The organism is Hippea jasoniae, assembly GCF_000744435.1.
Taxonomy (GTDB): Bacteria; Campylobacterota_A; Desulfurellia; order Desulfurellales; family Hippeaceae; genus Hippea; species Hippea jasoniae.
The window spans coordinates 80,059-97,815 of sequence record NZ_JQLX01000012.1 but is presented as its reverse complement, the minus strand read 5'-3'; the positions used below and the strand labels follow the sequence as shown (position 1 = coordinate 97,815).

Here is a 17,757-nt window from a genome sequence, read left to right as displayed (position 1 = left end):
ATCAACCTCCAAGTAATAGCCAGATCATTCCAATAGCAACTGAGATAGCAGTAGCAGGCGCACCTACCTTTAAAAATTCTTTAAAAGTAATTGGATACCCAGCGCGCTCTGAAATTCCTGCAGTAACAACATTGGCACTTGCACCGATAAGCGTTCCATTTCCTCCAAGGCATGCACCTAAAGCTAAAGCCCACCAAAGTGTATTGCCCGCATCAGGTATTGTGCGGGTAAGATAAGCAACAACAGGCAGCATAGTAGCAGTAAATGGTATATTATCCACAATTGCAGATGCAATAGCACTTACCCAAATTATTAAAATAATTGCAAGCGCTAGACTATTTCCTGCAAGATCCTTAACCCAGCTTGCAACAAACATAATAACACCTGTCTGCACACTCGCCTCAACAATAATAAACAGCATCATAAAAAATACCAGCGTGGTCCATTCAACCTCATGTTCCATCATCTCTGTTATATCAACACCACTAAATACAAGCAGTAATGCTGCTCCGATCATAGCTGCAATCGATGGCTCCATATGCAAAAAACCATGGGTTACAAAGAGGAGTATGACAAAACCTAAGATAAACAAAGAATATTTAAGTAATTTATAATCTGTAATTTTATATTCCTCTCTTAATTTTGCCAGCAGTGCATCAACATTCTCAATATGACCCTTCTTATACTCCTTTCCAAAAAATAGCTTCATAACGAACACATTTACTATGAGGATTATAAAAATTACATCACCAAGGTTTATCAAAAACTGGTTAAATGTTAACTGGGCATATGAACCTATCATAATGTTTGGAGGATCACCTATTAAGGTTGCCGTCCCTCCCATATTTGATGCAATGACTTCAGGAATCAATAAACTCAATGGGTTTATATTCAGCATAAGCGCAATCTCAATTGATACAGGGGCTATCAAAAGCATCGTTGTGACATTATCAAGAAAGGCACTTACAATTGCCGTTACAAACATCAAGATTATTGAAAGCTTAAACACATTACCCTTACTCAATGCATAAGATTTATAGGCAAGCCACTGGAAAACACCTGTTTTTTTCATTATGCCAACAATCACCATCATGCTCATCAAAAGCAAAATAACATTAAAATCGATAGCCTTTACCGCCTCTTCAAATGAAATAACAAAGAAGTTTTCATTAAAAATTCCCAAGGTGTAGGAAACAAACAGCAAGATACTGGCACCAAGAAACGCAGCCACCGTCCTGTGCAATGCCTCTATGGAAATCAACAAAAAAGTTAAAATTAAGACAACCAAAGCTATCCAGAATGCGGGTGTTATAGCTCTGTAAAGCGTGTCGTTTACAGAGGAAATGTAGATTGTTGAACCGTCAGGAAGCGTTGATTTTAATATATTTCTTATCGGCTGATTGATTGTTTTGTAGGTGGTTTTTTTGAATTCTATAGAAACATCCTTTGGGTTTATTTCATTTTTTATAGGAATCTCAATGAAGTATGTGCCTTGATCGGTGGTTTCTGTGGTTGCAAGCACTTTGTGATTGTAAATAATTTTAACCTCAACACCATCAATCGGGGTCTCATGCTGGTTTTTTAAAACACCACCAACACGCAAGGTTGCCGCAGATACAACATTAACAAAGAAAACAAAAAAAAGAACCACAAACAAGGTTTTTTTCATTTAAGACATCCTCCTTAAAAAATCTTCCACAACCTCTTTATTATCAAACACAAGCTCAAGCTTGTATTTACCGTTTTTCAAAGAAACCGATATCTTTGACACACTTAGTGTAGATTTTAATCTATTCTTTATTTCAAGGATAAATTCATCCTGTGATGTAAGATACACCTCTTTTTCTGCCTCTCTAACGCTTAGCTTTTTTTCCTTTATTCTGTTTGCAAGTTCAACCTGTTTATTTTGATTTTTTAATGAAAGTATAGCCCTTGCATGACCCGCCGAAATTTCACCTTTTTTAAGCATATTCAAAACAGGCTCAGGTAGCTTTAAAAGACGCAGGCTATTTGCAATGGTTGCCCTATCCTTACCAATTTTCTGGGCTACCTCCTCCTGAGTATAACCAAATGTTTCAATGAGCCTTTTGTAGGCCAAGGCCTCCTCAACAGGATTCAAATCCTTACGCTGAACATTTTCAATCAGAGCAATCTCTGCACTTTCCTTATCCGAAAGCTGCTTTATAATAGCTGGAATAGATGATAATCCTGCAAGTTTTGCGGCAAGAAACCTTCTTTCTCCTGCCACTATTTCATATTCGCCATCGATTTCTCTAACAATAATCGGCTGAATCAGGCCTTTTTGCTTAATCGATTCGGCAAGTTCCTCTAAGTCCCTATCGTCAAAAGACTCTCTTGGCTGAAATGGATTGGGTTTTATAGTGTCAAGCTCCAATGCCACAATTCTATCGCTGTTGTCTATATCCTCGATGCCTTCAAAAATTGCCTCGATTCCTCTTCCAAGGCCGCCCTTTTTAGGCATACTTTAAAACCTCTTTTGCAAGGGATAGATAACTCTGACTACCGGGGCATTTCAAATCATAGGCTATAACGGACTTTCCAAAACTGGGAGCCTCAGACAACCTGACATTGCGGGGAATCAGGGTTTTGAAAATATATTTGGGAAAATGCCTTTTAAGCTCCATTTCAACCTGCTTTGAGAGGTTGTTTCTCTTATCATGCATCGTAAGCAGAATTCCCTCAATCTTTAAAAGCGGATTGAATGTCTTTTTAACCAGATTTATTGTATGCAATAGCTGTGCTAACCCTTCCATTGCATAATACTCACACTGAACAGGCACAAGCACACTATCTGCCGCAACAAGCGCATTTACAGTCAAAAAACCCAAAGATGGAGGACAATCTATCAAAACATAATCAAAATCTTTTACATCTTTGAGGAGTTGCTTTAAAATTTTCTCCTTATGAGGCTGATTCACAAGTTCAACCTCAGCACCGATTAGTGAAATATTGGATGGCACAAGGTAGAGATTATCGGTCTCGGTTTGCGTTATAAGCGATTTAAGTGTTCGTTTGCCAATCAAAGCATGGTATATACAGATATCTTTTGAGATTCCAAGGCCGCTTGTTGCATTGGCCTGCGGGTCCATATCGATAATCAACACCTTTTTACCTAACACAGCCAAAGAAGCACCTAAGTTTATGGCTGTCGTTGTTTTACCCACACCACCCTTCTGGTTTGTAATGGCTATTGTCTTCATCGTTTAATCTCTTTTAGTTTCTTAATCATTTTTTCACAACTATCCGACTTACATAGCTTTGAGGCATTTTTAGAAGCCACCCTTAACTTCTCAACCGTCAAAGATGATATAAAAGAATGAATTTTTTTTCCACTCAAATCTTTATCGTTTATCAACCAACCAGCACCATTTTCCTCAAAAAATTTTGCATTATGGTATTGATGGTTATAAATGGCGTAGGGATAAGGAACAAGTAAACCGGGAAGGCTGCTGCAGGCAATCTCAGAAAGCGTGGAAGCACCGGCTCTACAGATAATAAAATCGATACTTTTATAAAACCACTCCATATCATCTATAAACTTAAACACCTGCCAGTTTTTTTTATTCCTTTTATATGCTTCTGATACAACTGGATAATCCTCATCGCCTGTCTGATGAATTACATCTATATCAATATCAAAAGCCGATAACTCAATCATCGCCTGATTTATCCTTCTTGCACCCCTTGAGCCACCTATAACACCGACCCTCAGTCTATTGTATGAAAAATCCCTTTCTATCGATAATTTCAGGCGTGTAGGATTGCCCACAACACAAGCATTTTTAAAATAATTGGCAGTCATCTCAAAGTTTACAAAAACCAAATCAACAAACCTACCCAAAAGCTTATTTGTTTTTCCCGGTATTGAATTTTGCTCAACTATCGCAGTTGTTTTCTTCAAAACAAGCGCAGCAGACATAACAGGAAGGCTTACATAACCACCAAAACCCACGCAAAACACAGGGTCTATTTTTTTTAAAATAGACAATGCATCAAAAAATCCATTAACCATAATAAAGCTATTTTTAAGCTTATCAACAAAAGACTTACCTGCTATACCCCTTGATTTAAGTAAAAAATATTCAAAATTGTAGTCTTTTAAAATCCTGCTTTCTATACCGTATTCTGAACCTATCAACACAACATCGTAGCCGTTTTGTTTCAGATATTCACCAAAGGCAATAGCAGCAAAAAGATGCCCTCCTGTTCCTCCACCGGTTAAAACAACTCTCATTTTAGCCTTTTTACAACGCTAACAGTTTTGCCTTCTTCAACAATCTTTTCAACACCATAGATTCTATCTGCTATCTTTTCAACCTCTTGTGCATGGGTAATCAACACAATCTGATTGGTTTTTGAAAAATCCTTTAAACTATTTAGTAGTTTTTCTAAAACCCTGCCGCTTATACCGGATTCTATCTCATCAAAAAACAGCGTTTCACTCTTCATATTAAGTTTTGATAGAGCCTTCTTTAAAGCCAATATAAACCTGTTTTTTTCACCACCTGAGGCAATTTTATGGATAGGCTGAACATCGTAGTCAAAATTTGCACTAAAAAGAATCTCCACCCTATCTGCTCCGCTTTTGTCAACCTTCTTTTCAGAAAAGTTAAACTCAACCCTGCTGCTTTTTAGCTGCAACTCACCCAGATATTTAACAATTTCGTTTTTTATCTTTTCTGCGGCTTCTTTTCTTGCCTGTGATAAATTTTTTTGTGCGTTTTTAAGTAAATTGCCTTTTTTATCAAGCTCCTCTTTAAGCTCTCTTAGTTTAAATTTCAGCTTATCCTGTTTTTTTACCAGCTCATCAAGTTTTTTTCTCTCATCAACGACTTCATCAAGCTCCATACCAAAGAAACGCTGTAGTTTTTCAAGCTCAAAAAGACGGGCATTTAATCTATCTATCTCCTCAAAAGAAAACGAAACCTCAAGTACATTTTCTATCTCAACCTTTAGCTGTTCTATCATCTCTTTGGCTGTATTAACACCATCTATTTTTATATCAAACCCGCCATTGGATAATTTTTCCAGCAAACCTACAGCCTCATCAAGTCTATTCACCACACTGTTGTCACCATCAAAGAGTATATCAATTAATCTATACGCAATCTCTTTGGATTTTTTTAGTTCTTTGGCTTTTTTTAGTTTATCAAGTAAACCTGTGTATTCACCCTTTTCTGGTTTTACCTTATCTATTGCCTCAATCATCACAAGCGGCCTTTTTTGATTAATCTTATCCAAAGCCTCTTCAGTTTCATCTATTGCCCTTTTTATTTCAGTATAATCCCTATACTGCCTTAAAAACTCATCTTTAATATTTTTATCAATAAATCTATCTATTATCTCAATCAACCTATCGGAATCAAACAGCTCATAAGCATAACCCTGCGAGGCTATTCCAACCAAAAAGGGTTTAAACACTGCCATTACCCTCATGCTAACAGGCTCATGATTAATCAATGCTTTTGAGCTTGTCTGTTTTATTATCTTCTGGATAACGACTTCATCGTCAAAAATTCCATACTCCTCAAAAACTTTCTTTTGATTTTCATCAAGCAAAAACTGCAATTTCACAGAAGCATCATTAGAAAAGTTGCCAATGTAGCCTGTCGGTGTTTTGGGCAAAAACACTGCCTCAACAGCCTTTAAGATCAAAGATTTTCCACTGCCTGATTCTCCCGTTATTGCTGTTATATTATCTGAAGGTTCAATTACTGCATGCTTTATCGTCAAAAAGTTATCTATCTCTATGCTTTTTAGCATTTAAGATGCCTGATCTTTCTTTCTTCCCAGTTTAGCTTCGTTCTTAAAACATCGAAGTAGTTTTTATCTTTCTGTGTGATAATCTTTATCTTTCTTTCAGATTTTCTTACAACAATAGTGTAATTTATGTCGATTTTATAACCGATCTGACCATCCAGTGTTGCCATCACATCTTCAATATCCTCATCCATTTTTATATACAAAACGGAATTATCCGGTATAATGAGCGGCCTGTTTGATAAGGTATGCGGACAAATGGGTGTAATAATAATAGAATCCAGCGTCGGATAAACAATAGGACCACCTGCTGCAAGTGAATAAGCCGTAGAACCAGAAGGTGTGGAAACAATCAATCCATCTGCATAGTAAACGGCAAGATGATTCTTTTTATTATCAACCAAAGCATCAACCCTTATGGGAACAATACGAGCCAGTGCGCCTTTGCTTATTACCGCATCGTTAAAGACGGTCTTCTTTGCTATAAGTTCATTGTTTTTTAGAATCTCCACATCAAGCATCATCCTATGTTCAATCAAAAAGTTTTTTTTAATAAAGATATCATCTAAAACCTCATAGATCCTGTTTAGAGGTACCTCTGTCAAAAAACCCATTCTGCCAAGATTCACGCCCAATATCGGCACATCCTTCATCGATTCATTCACGCTCCTTGCAGCAGAGATAAATGTGCCATCACCGCCTAAAACCAGAATCATATCAACAAAAGCTGCAAGCTGCTCTCTTTTTGGCCCATCCTTTCCCAAAGCCTGAGCTGCTTCACAACCAAGCACAACCTCAACATCTTTATCCTTAAAATACTCAAGCAACTCAAATATTATCTTCTCTATATTTTTAACCTTTGTTTTGGCTATTATACCGATTTTTTTAAACATCTAACCTCCAAAATAAGCCTTTTTTAGTTTCAGTTCGTCATAAAATTCCTCTGCTAAACCTTCATCGCTAATCTCACCATTTTTTAGCACATACACCCAATCCGATATCTTTATAGTTTTATTAACATTTTGCTCAACAATCAATACACCTATGCCGTTTTTTTTCAAAAAAGCCACAAGGTCAAACATAACCTTTGTGAGCTTGGGCGACAATCCAGCCGAAGGCTCATCCATAACAACCATTTTTGGTTGCCTTAAAACAAGCTGAGCAATAGAAAGCATCTGCTGCTCGCCGCCTGAAAGATAACCAGCCTTTAAAGATAGTTTATCTTTTAAAGATGGAAAGTGTTCAAACAACGCCTCAAGCTTTTCTTCAAACCATTGTTTGGGTCGTTTTTTAAGCATCGTATATGCTGCAACAATTAGATTATCATACACGCTCATATCAACAAAAACACTTCTTTTGTCAGGAATATAGCCAAGCCCCATCGATGTGATTTTATGTGTTTTTAGGTAAGTAATATCCTTTTTATCAAAAATCACCAAACCCTCTTTTGCAACTATATTAAAAACGGCATTCAAAAGCGTGGTTTTACCCGCTCCATTTGCACCTACAACTGCAGTAATCGCCCTCTCTTTTGCTTCTATTGATACACCTTTTAAAGCAACAGCCTTACCGTATCTTACACAGAGATTCTCTACCTTTAACATCACTCACCTATATAAGCCCTTATAACTCTTTCATCGTTTAATACTTCGCTTGGCAAACCCTCTGCAATCTTTTTTCCTGAATCCATCACAACGATGGAGTGTGAGCAGCTTGCAACAAATTCGATATCGTGGTCTATGAGTAGAATTGTGGTTCCCCTCTCCCAGACTCTAAATATAATATTCAACAACTGCTCGCTTTCGGATTCATTTAAACCCGCAGCTGGTTCATCAAGCAGCAAAAGCTTTGGGTTTGATGCAATAGCCCTCCCAATCTCAACAATACGCTTTATTCCAAACGGCAATTCATCTGGATACAGATCAACATACTCCTCTATCTTTAAAAAACGGATAATCCACTTCAGTTTTTCAAAAACTTTTTTTTCATTTTTTTTATATAAACCCAAAAAAGCCTCAAGAAGATTTGTCTCAAACAGGTGATGTGCACCTATTGCAATATTTTCAAACACTGTCAAATCACTGATTAACTGAATATTTTGAAATGTGCGTGCAATACCTTTTTTAATAAGTTTATGAGACTTGCAATTGGTTATATCTTCACCAAAAAGTTCGATTTTGCCTCTGTCTGCCTTATAAAGGCCTGTTATTATATTAAAAAGCGTAGTCTTGCCCGCCCCATTAGGACCAACAACTGCTTTTATTTGCTTTTTAAACAGATCAAAACTCACACCATCAACAGCCCTTATACCTCCGAAACTTTTATAAACATCATAAATTCTTAATAGAGGCTTTTTTTCCATCGAATCAAACCGCCTATGCCTTTTGGTAAAAACATAACCATAATAATCAACAGTATGCCATCAAAAACAACCCACCACTCCTGCAGTGATGTAAAAATATTGGGTAAAAAGGTTAAAAAGAGTGCTGCAATAATACTACCAAAGATATTACCCATACCACCAACATAAACCATAATCAAATAGTTTATGGAGGTTGAAAGATCAAAAAGTGAAGGGGAAATAAATCCCAGGTAAAACGCATAAAATGAACCTGCAACAGAAGCATAAACGGCACTGATAATAAATGCAATCATTCTATATAAAGCCACATTAATTCCAAACGATTTTGCAGCAGTTTCTGAGTGGTGAACAACCCTCAATGCTCTACCAAATCGCGACGATGCAAAACTGTATGCTACAAAAACAAAAAAAACCGATAGCGCTAAAATCAGGAAATAAAATTTTTTTTGAGTATCAAAAGAAAATCCACCTATTGATAATAGAGGTATTGCAGCAAAGCCCTGATGGCCTCCTGTTATATCAACAAGATTATTGGCAACTATATAAACAGCCTCACCGATGGCAAGTGTAGCCATTGCAAGGTAGTGCCCTTTTAGTTTAAGAGTGGGTATACCAACAATAACAGCTACAACAGCAGAAACTAAAGCAGCAATAATTGTTGAAAAAATAGGATGGATACCAAACTTGGATGAAACAATAGCGGCTACATAACCGCCTATGGCTACAAAACCCGCATGGCCTAAAGAAACAAGCCCTGCAAAACCAAATAATATATTTAACCCAACAACAATAATACAGGTTAATAGTGATATACCAAGAACATTTAAAATAAATGGGTTAGAAATGAAAAAACCAGCAATAAATAGAACCGCAAATAGAGCTATTAAAGCAATAGACTGCCTCATACCCTCTCAACATCCTTTGAACCAAATAAGCCCGATGGCTTTACAAAAAGCACAAACAACATCACAGCAAATGCTACAAGATCTTTATATGCCGATGAGATATAGCCAGCAGATAATGACTCAGACAGGCCTATAACAAGCCCGCCAACTATAGCACCTATATTATTTCCAAACCCCCCCACAACACTTGCAGCAAATCCTTTTAGGCCAAACATCAATCCGTAATTGTATTTGACAAAACTAACAGGAGCTACCAAAGCTCCACCTATAGCACCGATCAAGCCACTTAAAAAGAATGAAAACGCCTTTAAGCTTTCTACATTAACACCAAACAACTCAACTGCCGTTGGATTTATAGAGGCAGCGTTCATTACCTTGCCTTTTAATGTAAACATAAAAAAATACACAAGGAAAAACGCAATAACAATAACAGCTGCAAGAATTACGGCATACTGAGATGAAAACTCAAAGCCTGCAATAGTGATCGATGAAAATGGAAGAAAGTTTTTTACAGGATAGGCGTTCTTTCCAAAAATGATCATACTCAAACCTCTCAAAACCATAGAAACGCCTATTGTCAAGATAATAAACGCAAGCGGGTCTTTATTTTTACTGTTGGATATAAAAATAAAATATACAGCATAAGCCAATACCGCCACACATAATACAGAAACCAACAATGAAACACCCAAAGGCATGCCTTTTAGAAGAAAATAATACTCAAGCATTCCGCCTAGCATAACAAACTCACCCTGTGCAAAATTAACTATACGGGTTGATGTATAAATAACATTAAAACCTATGGCAATGAGTGCGTATATCAGCCCTTCAATTATACCGTTTATAGAGTATTGAATAAAGGTCTCTATCTTTCAGACTCCCACAGCTGGGCTTCTTTTTCAAAAAGTGAAGCTGTTAAGCCGTCTATGTTGCAAAAATGGATTTCCTTAAGGTTCTTTGCCTTAAGCAGAAAATCAACGGCTGTGTTGAATATGATTTTTGCCGCACGCTCCTTCGGAAACCCAAAAATTCCCGAACTTATAGCTGGAAGCGATACGCTTTTTATTCCTTTCTCTTCGGCAATTTTCAAAGCGGATAAAACGGCATTTTTTAGTTTTTCATCCTCATCACCCTCACCCCAAACTGGTCCTACAGCATGGATAACATATTTAGCCTTCAGGTTTCCTGCTGTTGTTATAGCCGCTGAACCCACAGGCACATAACCAATTTTATCGCTTTCTTCTTGAATGATTTTACCTCCGCGTCTAACTATAGCACCTGCGACACCTCCGCCATGTTTGAGGTGAGAATTTGCCGCATTAACGATAGCCTCAGTCTCTTCAAGTGTAATATCACCCTTTATAACTTTAATAATTTTTCCGTCCACATTAAGCTCTTTTAAAACCTCCATCTCCTCCTCCCTTCTAATACAACATCCTTGCTGCTACAAGCCTGTCGATCTCCTCTATACCCATGATAAACCTATCAAAGAACCCGGCAGGTAAACCTATCAGGGTTATCGCATAATCACCATCGACAGCAAAACCAACAACCCTGCCTTTAATATCACCAGAACTCCATACGAGTTTTGCATTATCGTCAAAAACTTTGAATAATTTTAAGCTATATGCATTATACGCCTGTTTTGCAACCGTTATGTGGTTTGACATATAATTTTGAGCACCCAGTATGTAGACATTGCTGTTCTTTTTAAACACAATAAGGCCCTTAGGGATTACAACAGAATGCTCTCTATAGAGCTCTTTTATATCCTTATCTTCTTGAGTTTCCTCACCAGGCAATACCGGATACCTTAAGATTTCTCTAAACCCTGACCCAAAGGCATAGGGTAGTGTTTTGCTTTTATCGGTTTGATAATCATAGATTGAAAGCTGTGAAGAAGGTGATAGATAAATCAATTTATCGTCAACCTTGAAGAATTCATAGAAATTTGCAACCGCTACAGGCAAATTAAATATTGAAGGTTTAAACGAATCAAGATCCAATCGATAAATCGGTCCATAGAAAATATGCTTAACACTGGCCTTTTGAGCAAGCAAAACAGGATGGTTTGAGTATTTATCAAAGAATCTCAAATGATACGGAAGATGCTTTTTTATTGCTATAAACCTTTTGTTTTTAATATAACCAACTGCTGAATCCAAGGCTCCATAGCGGTCAAGATTTGTTATGGCAACCAATACCTTTCCGTTTATATTAGCTGTATCGATATTTATAATGTTATAACCATATGTAAATTTATACAGTTGATCAAAACTATCGATATCAAACCTGTAAACATAAACTACTGAACCCTGAGCAAAAACAATTTCGTCTTTTAATTTACCATCAATATTTCCCAGATAGAATGCCGTTGTATTATAACCAATGTCTTTATATAGAGTTACTTTAAATGTGTTTGATGAAATCTGTACTGCATTGTATGGGCTATAAAGTCCAAATCTATTAAGTATAGCTTCCCAGAAAGTAAGTTTAGGTCTTAGACGTAAATTGGATGCCACAAGATTGGACGCAGGCACATTTTGAATGTTTTGATTTAAAACAACCTGTGTTTGTCTGTCAATAGGTAAAGTTTCAGCCATCATTTCGTAGCCACTATAGCCGTTATACACCTTAAATCTGAGTTTTTTATGTTTCAGGGTATTTAAAACAACAACAATATCTGCATCTACAACATTTGCAAGCTTTTTGATAGCCTTAGCCTCATAAAGAGAGTTTATTCTATGTTTTACAATGGCAATCTGCAGTTTATCAACAGGAATAACAAAGAATCGCTTCTGCTTTAAAAAAGCTTCTCGCAAACCATTGAATATCACCTGACTTCTTGTAATTATTGCAACTCTATAGGCTTTTTTGCCGGCAACAAAAAAATCGCCTTTTTGCGGTTTTCCATAAACTTCAGTCTCACCGTTTGGTATCAAACCAAGACCAATTAAATACTTCTTTTTTCTATCAATACCCTGGGTTATTTTTGCAACCGCACTATTATTATAAACCTTTACAACATCAGCATAAGCCACGCCTTTTTTGATCTGGATAGGTTTTGAGTTATCAAACGGAACAAAACTCCCCTCTTTTTTATAGATATACACAAAGTAATTTTTAAAAAGCCCATCCCTCAAACCCTTATTGAGTTTTACCGTATTGTTTTTTGCATTGTAATCTATAACTTTACCTTTAACAATACGAAGATTTGCAGCTATATTCTGGGCAACCTCATCAAAAACGGTTGCAGAAAAACCATTTATAGCAAAGAAAAATAGAAAAAAAAGCGTGGCTATAAAATGTTTCATTTTTTCAATCCTTTCAACTGTTCAATGCGCGTTTTTGTTTTCTCATACAGCAAGCGGGTCTCTTCCAATTCTAACTTTTTCTGCTCGACAAGCTCTTTTGGTGCCTTTTCCAAAAATGCCTGATTGGAGATTTTATTATTTAGAAATACAAGTGATTTCTCCAGTTTCTTTATCAATTTATCTAACCTTGCTATCTCCTTTTCAACATCTATATTACCCTCAACAGGCAAGAATATATCGCCATTAATGGTGGATTGAACAATACAACTTTCCTCAACTTTATCCGTTAATATCAGGTTTTCAACACCGGCCAATGCGTATATATAATTTTTGAAGTTTATAAGAATGGACTGAACCGCATCGCTGTTGGCTTTGATATAAACCTTTATTTTTTTGGAAGGTGGTATGCTATTCTCACTGCGCAGATTCCTGATAGATCTAATTGTATCTAAAACAATATCCATAGATGATTCTAAATCCTCAGCAATTTCAGATTCTTTATATTCAGGATATGAACTGATCATTATAGAATCACCTGTTTTGTTGGGAAGTTGCTGCCATAAAAACTCCGTAATAAAAGGCGTAAAAGGATGCAACAATCTCATCGTCTTTTCAAATACATCAAGTAGAGTGTATTTGATTGAATAGGAAAACTCATCATCCATATGGACCTTGCTCATCTCTATATAGTAATCGCAAAATTCATGCCACAAAAATTGATAGATGCTGCTTGCCGCTTCGTTGAATTTATATTCATTCAAGCTGTCTTCAACCTTCTTAATCGTTTTTGCAAGGCGGGATTTTATCCATATCGAAGCTGGAGATAACCTTTTTGGTTTTTCTTCAAATTTCATACCCTCTGTATTGAGTTTTATAAACCTGTAGGCGTTCCAGATTTTATTCATGAAGCGTTTGTAACCCTCTATTTTATCCTCAGAAAGCTTAATATCCCTTCCCTGAGCTGCCAGAATGGCAAGCGTAAACCTCAAAGAGTCCGCTCCATATTTATCAATAACCTCGATAGGGTCAATAACATTGCCTCTGGTTTTACTCATCTTCTGACCGTATTGATCCCTGACAAGTGCATGGATATAAACATCCCTAAACGGCACATCCTTCATAAAATGGATTCCCATCATCATCATCCTTGCTACCCAGAAAAAGATGATATCAAAACCGGTAACAAGAAGACTTGTGGGATAGAACCGCTTAAGGTCGTCTGTGTTTTCTGGCCATCCCAGTGTTGACATAGGCCACAATGCAGAGGAAAACCATGTATCAAGCACATCTTCTTCCTGAATTATATTTCTTCTGCCACAATGCTCACACGCCTCAGGTTCATCCTCACTCACCGTATACTTCCCACAATCCTCACACCTATAGACAGGCAGTCTATGTCCCCACCACAGCTGCCTTGATATACACCAATCCCTTATATTTCTCATCCACTCAAAATAGGTTTTCTCCCAGTTTTTGGGTATAAATCGCGTCCTTTTGCTCTCAACAGCCTCAATGGCAGGCTCTGCTAACGGTTTTGTTTTCACAAACCATTGATCAGACACATACGGTTCTATTGTTGTATGACATCTATAGCAGTGACCAACAGCGTGTTTATGCTGTGCTACATTTTTTATGAATCCCTTACTTTCAAGCTCTGCAATAAGCTTATTGCGACACTCAAATCTATCAAGACCTGCATAATGCATCGCTTCTTGGGTCATTTTTCCGTTATCATCGATTGCAACTACAATATCAAGATTATGCCTTCTTCCCACCTCAAAATCGTTGGGGTCATGAGCTGGCGTTATCTTTACAACACCCGTTCCAAACTCCATATCAACATACTCATCAGCAATAACAGGAATCTTTTTGTTTTTTATGGGTAAAATCACATTTTTGCCAATTGCATTTTTATATCTCTCATCGTTTGGATTGACTGCTACAGCTGTATCGCCAAACATCGTCTCAGGTCTTGTTGTTGCAACAACCACGCCACCATTTCCATCTTCAAAAGGATACTCAATATAGTAAAGCTTGCCGTTTTCTTCCTGATACTCAACCTCAAGGTCGCTTAAGGCTGTATGGCATCTTGGACACCAGTTGATAATGTATTTATCTTTATAGATAAGCCCCTCTTTGTAGAGCGTAACAAATACCTTTCTTACGGCTTTGGAAAGCTTTTCATCCATCGTAAATCTGAGCCGAGACCAGTCGCAACTCAAACCAAGCCTTTTTATCTGCTCAACGATTCTATTCCCGTATTTTTCTTTCCACTCCCAAACCTTTTCAACAAACTTCTCTCTACCCAGATCCTCTTTTTTGATACCCTTTGATGCAAGGTCTTTTTCAACCATGTTTTGAGTGGCAATACCGGCATGGTCTGTTCCAGGCACCCACAAAACATTATAACCCTTCATTCTTTTGTATCTAACAACTATATCCTGAAGTGTACCGTTTAGGGCATGACCGATATGCAGAGCACCTGTAACATTGGGTGGAGGTATAACAATACTGAAATTTTCTCTCTCTTTATTATCAGAAGGCTTAAAAAAGCCCTCTCTTTCCCAGAACTCGTATAGCTCCTTTTCAAATGTCGGTTGATATTTTGTCTGTTCCATCTTCACCTCTCCTATAAATCGGAAGCTAATTTTAACCCATAACTAAACGCAGATACATTTATCGTCCTTAACTTTTGAGGCAAAACCTGCTCTATGGCATCGAAAAAGTGGGTTTCATCTACATCTATAAACTTTGCAAGCACACCTATCATAATTGTATTTGCCACCCTGCTGTTTCCTATTTTTAAGGCATCATCAAGAAAACGCCTCTTAATTAGCTTACCGATTGTTAGACTATCAATGTTTTTATCGATATAACCCTCATCAATCGTTTGATTAACTATAGGCACAACTCTATCATTTACAATCGCAACGCTTTGATGATTTAAATACGGAATACTCCTTAACGCTTCAACCTTTTCTGTTGCAAACAAAAAAGAGGCATTACCTAACTTTTCCGTTGGTGAATAAACCTTCTTGCCAAATCTAACAGTTGCAGTAACAGAACCGCCCCTCTGGCTCATGCCGTGAATCTCGCTTTTTTTAACATCAAAACCTGCATTCATCAAAGCTGCAGCAACAATATTTGAAGCTGTTATAATCCCATCGCCACCGACACCGGCAAATAGTATTCCTTTTATCATTGCTCCTCCAGTGGTACAATTGCTCCATCTACTGGGCAGACATTCATACACAGATCACAACCCGTGCACATCTGGGCATCAATTATCGCTTTATTATTAACAAAACTGATGGCAGGACATCCAATCCTGATACACCTCTTGCAACCAACGCATTTATCTTCAACCACCTTAAGGGGTCTTTCTTTGATCTTCTTTGGCTCAAGCACACACGGTCTTGTGGGAATTATTACGCTCAATCCGGGTTTATCGATCTCATCGTTGATGAGTTTTTTTGTATTTTCGTAATCGTATTGATCTATCTCAAACACCCTTTCTATGCCTATAGCTTTGGCAATATCTGCAATACTTACCCTTTTTGCTGGCTCACCTGTTAGTTTAAATCCACTACCCGGGTCAGGTTGGCCTCCTGTCATGGCTGTAATTCTGTTGTCAAGAATGATAACCGTCATCGAAATATCGCTTAAATAGGCATCGACCAACGGCTGTATGCCCGTGTGGAAAAATGTTGAATCACCAATAACAGCCACAATCTTATCTTTGTTTTGAGCCTTTGCAGCTCCAATTGCCATGGATATGCTTGCACCCATACACACAGTTGTATGCATAGCAGATAACGGTGGCAGGCTACCCAATGTATAACAACCTATATCACCCGTTATAAAAACATCCTTCCTTGAGTGCAAAACATCAAAAATCGGCCTGTGGGGGCAACCGGGACATAAAGCCGGTGGTCTTTTTGGAAGATCAATCTCATCAAATACAACAGAGCTTTTATTTTTCAAAATTCCAGCTTTATAAAGCCCTTCCTCAATAATATCAAGGTTAAACTCTCCGTTATAAGGAAAATACTTCTTACCCTCTACATCGATGCCTGCAATTTTTAGCTCCTCTTCCATAAAAGGCTCAAGCTCTTCAACAACAATCACTTTATCAAACTGATTAACAAATTCCCTGATCTTTTCAGTTGGCATCGGATAGCTCATACCTACCTTAAAAACATGGGCATCGGGTAAAATCTCTTTGACATAGTTGTAAGCCATTGAACCAGTTATTATACCGATATCGGTAGAGCCTTTTTCGATTCTATTTATAGGTGTTGTATTGGTGAATTCTCTTAATTTTTCAAGCCTATCAAGCACAACCTTATGCCTTTCAATGGCGTTTGCTGGTATCATTACATACTTTTTAAAATCTTTTTGCAGAGTTAGCTCTTGTTCGTTATCCAGTGTGCGTGGGTCAAACTGAACCACAGACAGGGAGTGAGAAATCCTTGTTGTTGACCTGAATAAAACCGGCGTGTCAAACTTCTCACTCACAACAAAACTATACTGCATCAAACCCATAGCCTCAAATGGGTCTGAGGGCTCAATCAAAGGAATCTTTGCGAATTTGGCATACCTTCTATTATCCTGCTCGTTCTGGGAAGAGTGCATGCCCGGATCATCTGCAGTAACAATAACAAATCCGGCATTAACACCTGTGTACGAGGCAGTCATTAAAGGATCTGCTGCAACATTCAAACCAACATGTTTCATCGTGGCAAAGCTGCGCAAGCCCGCAATCGATGCACCCAATGCCTCCTCAACTGCCACTTTCTCATTTGAAGCCCATTGAGCCATAACATCGGGGTAGTTTTTAAAATGCTCAAGAATCTCACTGGAAGGTGTACCGGGATAACCACAACCAAAGCGCGCATTTCCCTTGTAAGCACCGATAGAGATTGCCTGATTACCACTAACTATCTTTTTAACAAGCTTAAGCTCCACATCTATCTCCTTACATGGAAATTCTTATGATTGTCTTTACATTGCCACGCGGCGTAAAATCACCTATCACTTCCAACCTGCGTGGCTTTAATGTATCCTTTAGAGTATTGTAAATCTCGTTTATGGCATCCTCATGCGAAATATACCTATCGCGATATTGATTGAGCCATAGCTTCAGAGATTTCAACTCAACGACAAATTGATCGGGAATGTATTTAATCCTTATTGTTGCAAAGTCTGGATAACCGCTTCTTGGGCATTTACATGTAAATTCGGGAAACTCGATATTTATTTCATAATCATTTTGAGGATAATGGTTTTTCCACACCTCAAGGTGAGCCTTTTTTATCTCCTCTTCTCCGTATTTCAACTTTCACCCCCAACAACAATCTGCCTATTTTTAACATAAGAGAGATAAAATTACAAG

The 17,757-nt window shown here is 37.6% G+C and carries 16 protein-coding genes; all 16 read right to left on the bottom strand.

Features of this window, described 5'->3' with window-relative positions; all coding sequences use genetic code 11:
- Position 1: 1 nt before the first annotated feature.
- The 16 genes from EK17_RS04080 to queF are packed head-to-tail and all read right to left on the bottom strand — an operon-like array spanning position 2 to position 17,700.
- Positions 2-1,669, bottom strand: a complete 1,668-nt coding sequence (locus EK17_RS04080; RefSeq protein WP_035587711.1) for an ArsB/NhaD family transporter — start codon at positions 1,667-1,669, stop codon at positions 2-4.
- Positions 1,670-2,482, bottom strand: a complete 813-nt coding sequence (locus tag EK17_RS04075; RefSeq protein WP_035587709.1) for a ParB/RepB/Spo0J family partition protein — start codon at positions 2,480-2,482, stop codon at positions 1,670-1,672.
- Positions 2,475-3,221: a ParA family protein gene (locus EK17_RS04070; RefSeq protein WP_035587705.1), complete on the bottom strand. Its 747-nt coding sequence runs from the start codon at positions 3,219-3,221 to the stop codon at positions 2,475-2,477. Before EK17_RS04070 ends, EK17_RS04075 begins: the two co-directional genes overlap by 8 nt.
- Positions 3,218-4,255 carry an undecaprenyldiphospho-muramoylpentapeptide beta-N-acetylglucosaminyltransferase gene (murG, locus tag EK17_RS04065; protein WP_035587702.1) on the bottom strand — a complete coding sequence of 346 codons (1,038 nt, stop codon included), beginning with the start codon at positions 4,253-4,255 and terminating at the stop codon, positions 3,218-3,220. The genes EK17_RS04070 and murG overlap by 4 nt, the downstream gene beginning before the upstream one ends.
- Entirely contained in the window at positions 4,252-5,784 is a 1,533-nt protein-coding gene (locus EK17_RS04060; RefSeq protein WP_035587699.1) for an AAA family ATPase, read from the bottom strand. The genes murG and EK17_RS04060 overlap by 4 nt, the downstream gene beginning before the upstream one ends.
- A complete protein-coding gene (locus EK17_RS04055; RefSeq protein WP_035587695.1) occupies positions 5,778-6,674 on the bottom strand; it encodes an NAD(+)/NADH kinase in 897 nt (298 codons plus the stop codon). Before EK17_RS04055 ends, EK17_RS04060 begins: the two co-directional genes overlap by 7 nt.
- Positions 6,675-7,385: an ABC transporter ATP-binding protein gene (locus EK17_RS04050; protein WP_035587692.1), complete on the bottom strand. Its 711-nt coding sequence runs from the start codon at positions 7,383-7,385 to the stop codon at positions 6,675-6,677.
- A complete protein-coding gene (locus tag EK17_RS04045) occupies positions 7,385-8,143 on the bottom strand; it encodes an ABC transporter ATP-binding protein (protein ID WP_035587689.1) in 759 nt (252 codons plus the stop codon). Before EK17_RS04045 ends, EK17_RS04050 begins: the two co-directional genes overlap by 1 nt.
- A complete protein-coding gene (locus EK17_RS04040; RefSeq protein WP_035587687.1) occupies positions 8,122-9,048 on the bottom strand; it encodes a branched-chain amino acid ABC transporter permease in 927 nt (308 codons plus the stop codon). The genes EK17_RS04045 and EK17_RS04040 overlap by 22 nt, the downstream gene beginning before the upstream one ends.
- Complete coding sequence (locus tag EK17_RS04035; protein WP_269557961.1) at positions 9,045-9,881, bottom strand: branched-chain amino acid ABC transporter permease; 837 nt, start codon at positions 9,879-9,881, stop codon at positions 9,045-9,047. Before EK17_RS04035 ends, EK17_RS04040 begins: the two co-directional genes overlap by 4 nt.
- A gap of 32 nt (positions 9,882-9,913) precedes the next feature.
- Positions 9,914-10,459, bottom strand: coding sequence for a macro domain-containing protein (locus EK17_RS04030; RefSeq protein ID WP_035587682.1), 546 nt, complete (start codon positions 10,457-10,459; stop codon positions 9,914-9,916).
- Between the two features lie 13 nt (positions 10,460-10,472).
- Positions 10,473-12,362 (bottom strand): hypothetical protein, encoded by a 1,890-nt coding sequence (locus EK17_RS04025; RefSeq protein ID WP_035587679.1) that lies wholly within the window; start codon positions 12,360-12,362, stop codon positions 10,473-10,475.
- Positions 12,359-14,980 (bottom strand): valine--tRNA ligase, encoded by a 2,622-nt coding sequence (locus tag EK17_RS04020; RefSeq protein ID WP_035587677.1) that lies wholly within the window; start codon positions 14,978-14,980, stop codon positions 12,359-12,361. The genes EK17_RS04025 and EK17_RS04020 overlap by 4 nt, the downstream gene beginning before the upstream one ends.
- A gap of 11 nt (positions 14,981-14,991) precedes the next feature.
- Positions 14,992-15,564, bottom strand: coding sequence for an indolepyruvate oxidoreductase subunit beta (locus EK17_RS04015; protein WP_035587676.1), 573 nt, complete (start codon positions 15,562-15,564; stop codon positions 14,992-14,994).
- A complete protein-coding gene (gene iorA, locus EK17_RS04010) occupies positions 15,561-17,330 on the bottom strand; it encodes an indolepyruvate ferredoxin oxidoreductase subunit alpha (protein ID WP_035587669.1) in 1,770 nt (589 codons plus the stop codon). Before iorA ends, EK17_RS04015 begins: the two co-directional genes overlap by 4 nt.
- 10 nt (positions 17,331-17,340) lie before the next feature.
- Positions 17,341-17,700, bottom strand: coding sequence for a preQ(1) synthase (queF, locus tag EK17_RS04005; RefSeq protein WP_035587668.1), 360 nt, complete (start codon positions 17,698-17,700; stop codon positions 17,341-17,343).
- Between the last annotated feature and the right edge of the window lie 57 nt (positions 17,701-17,757).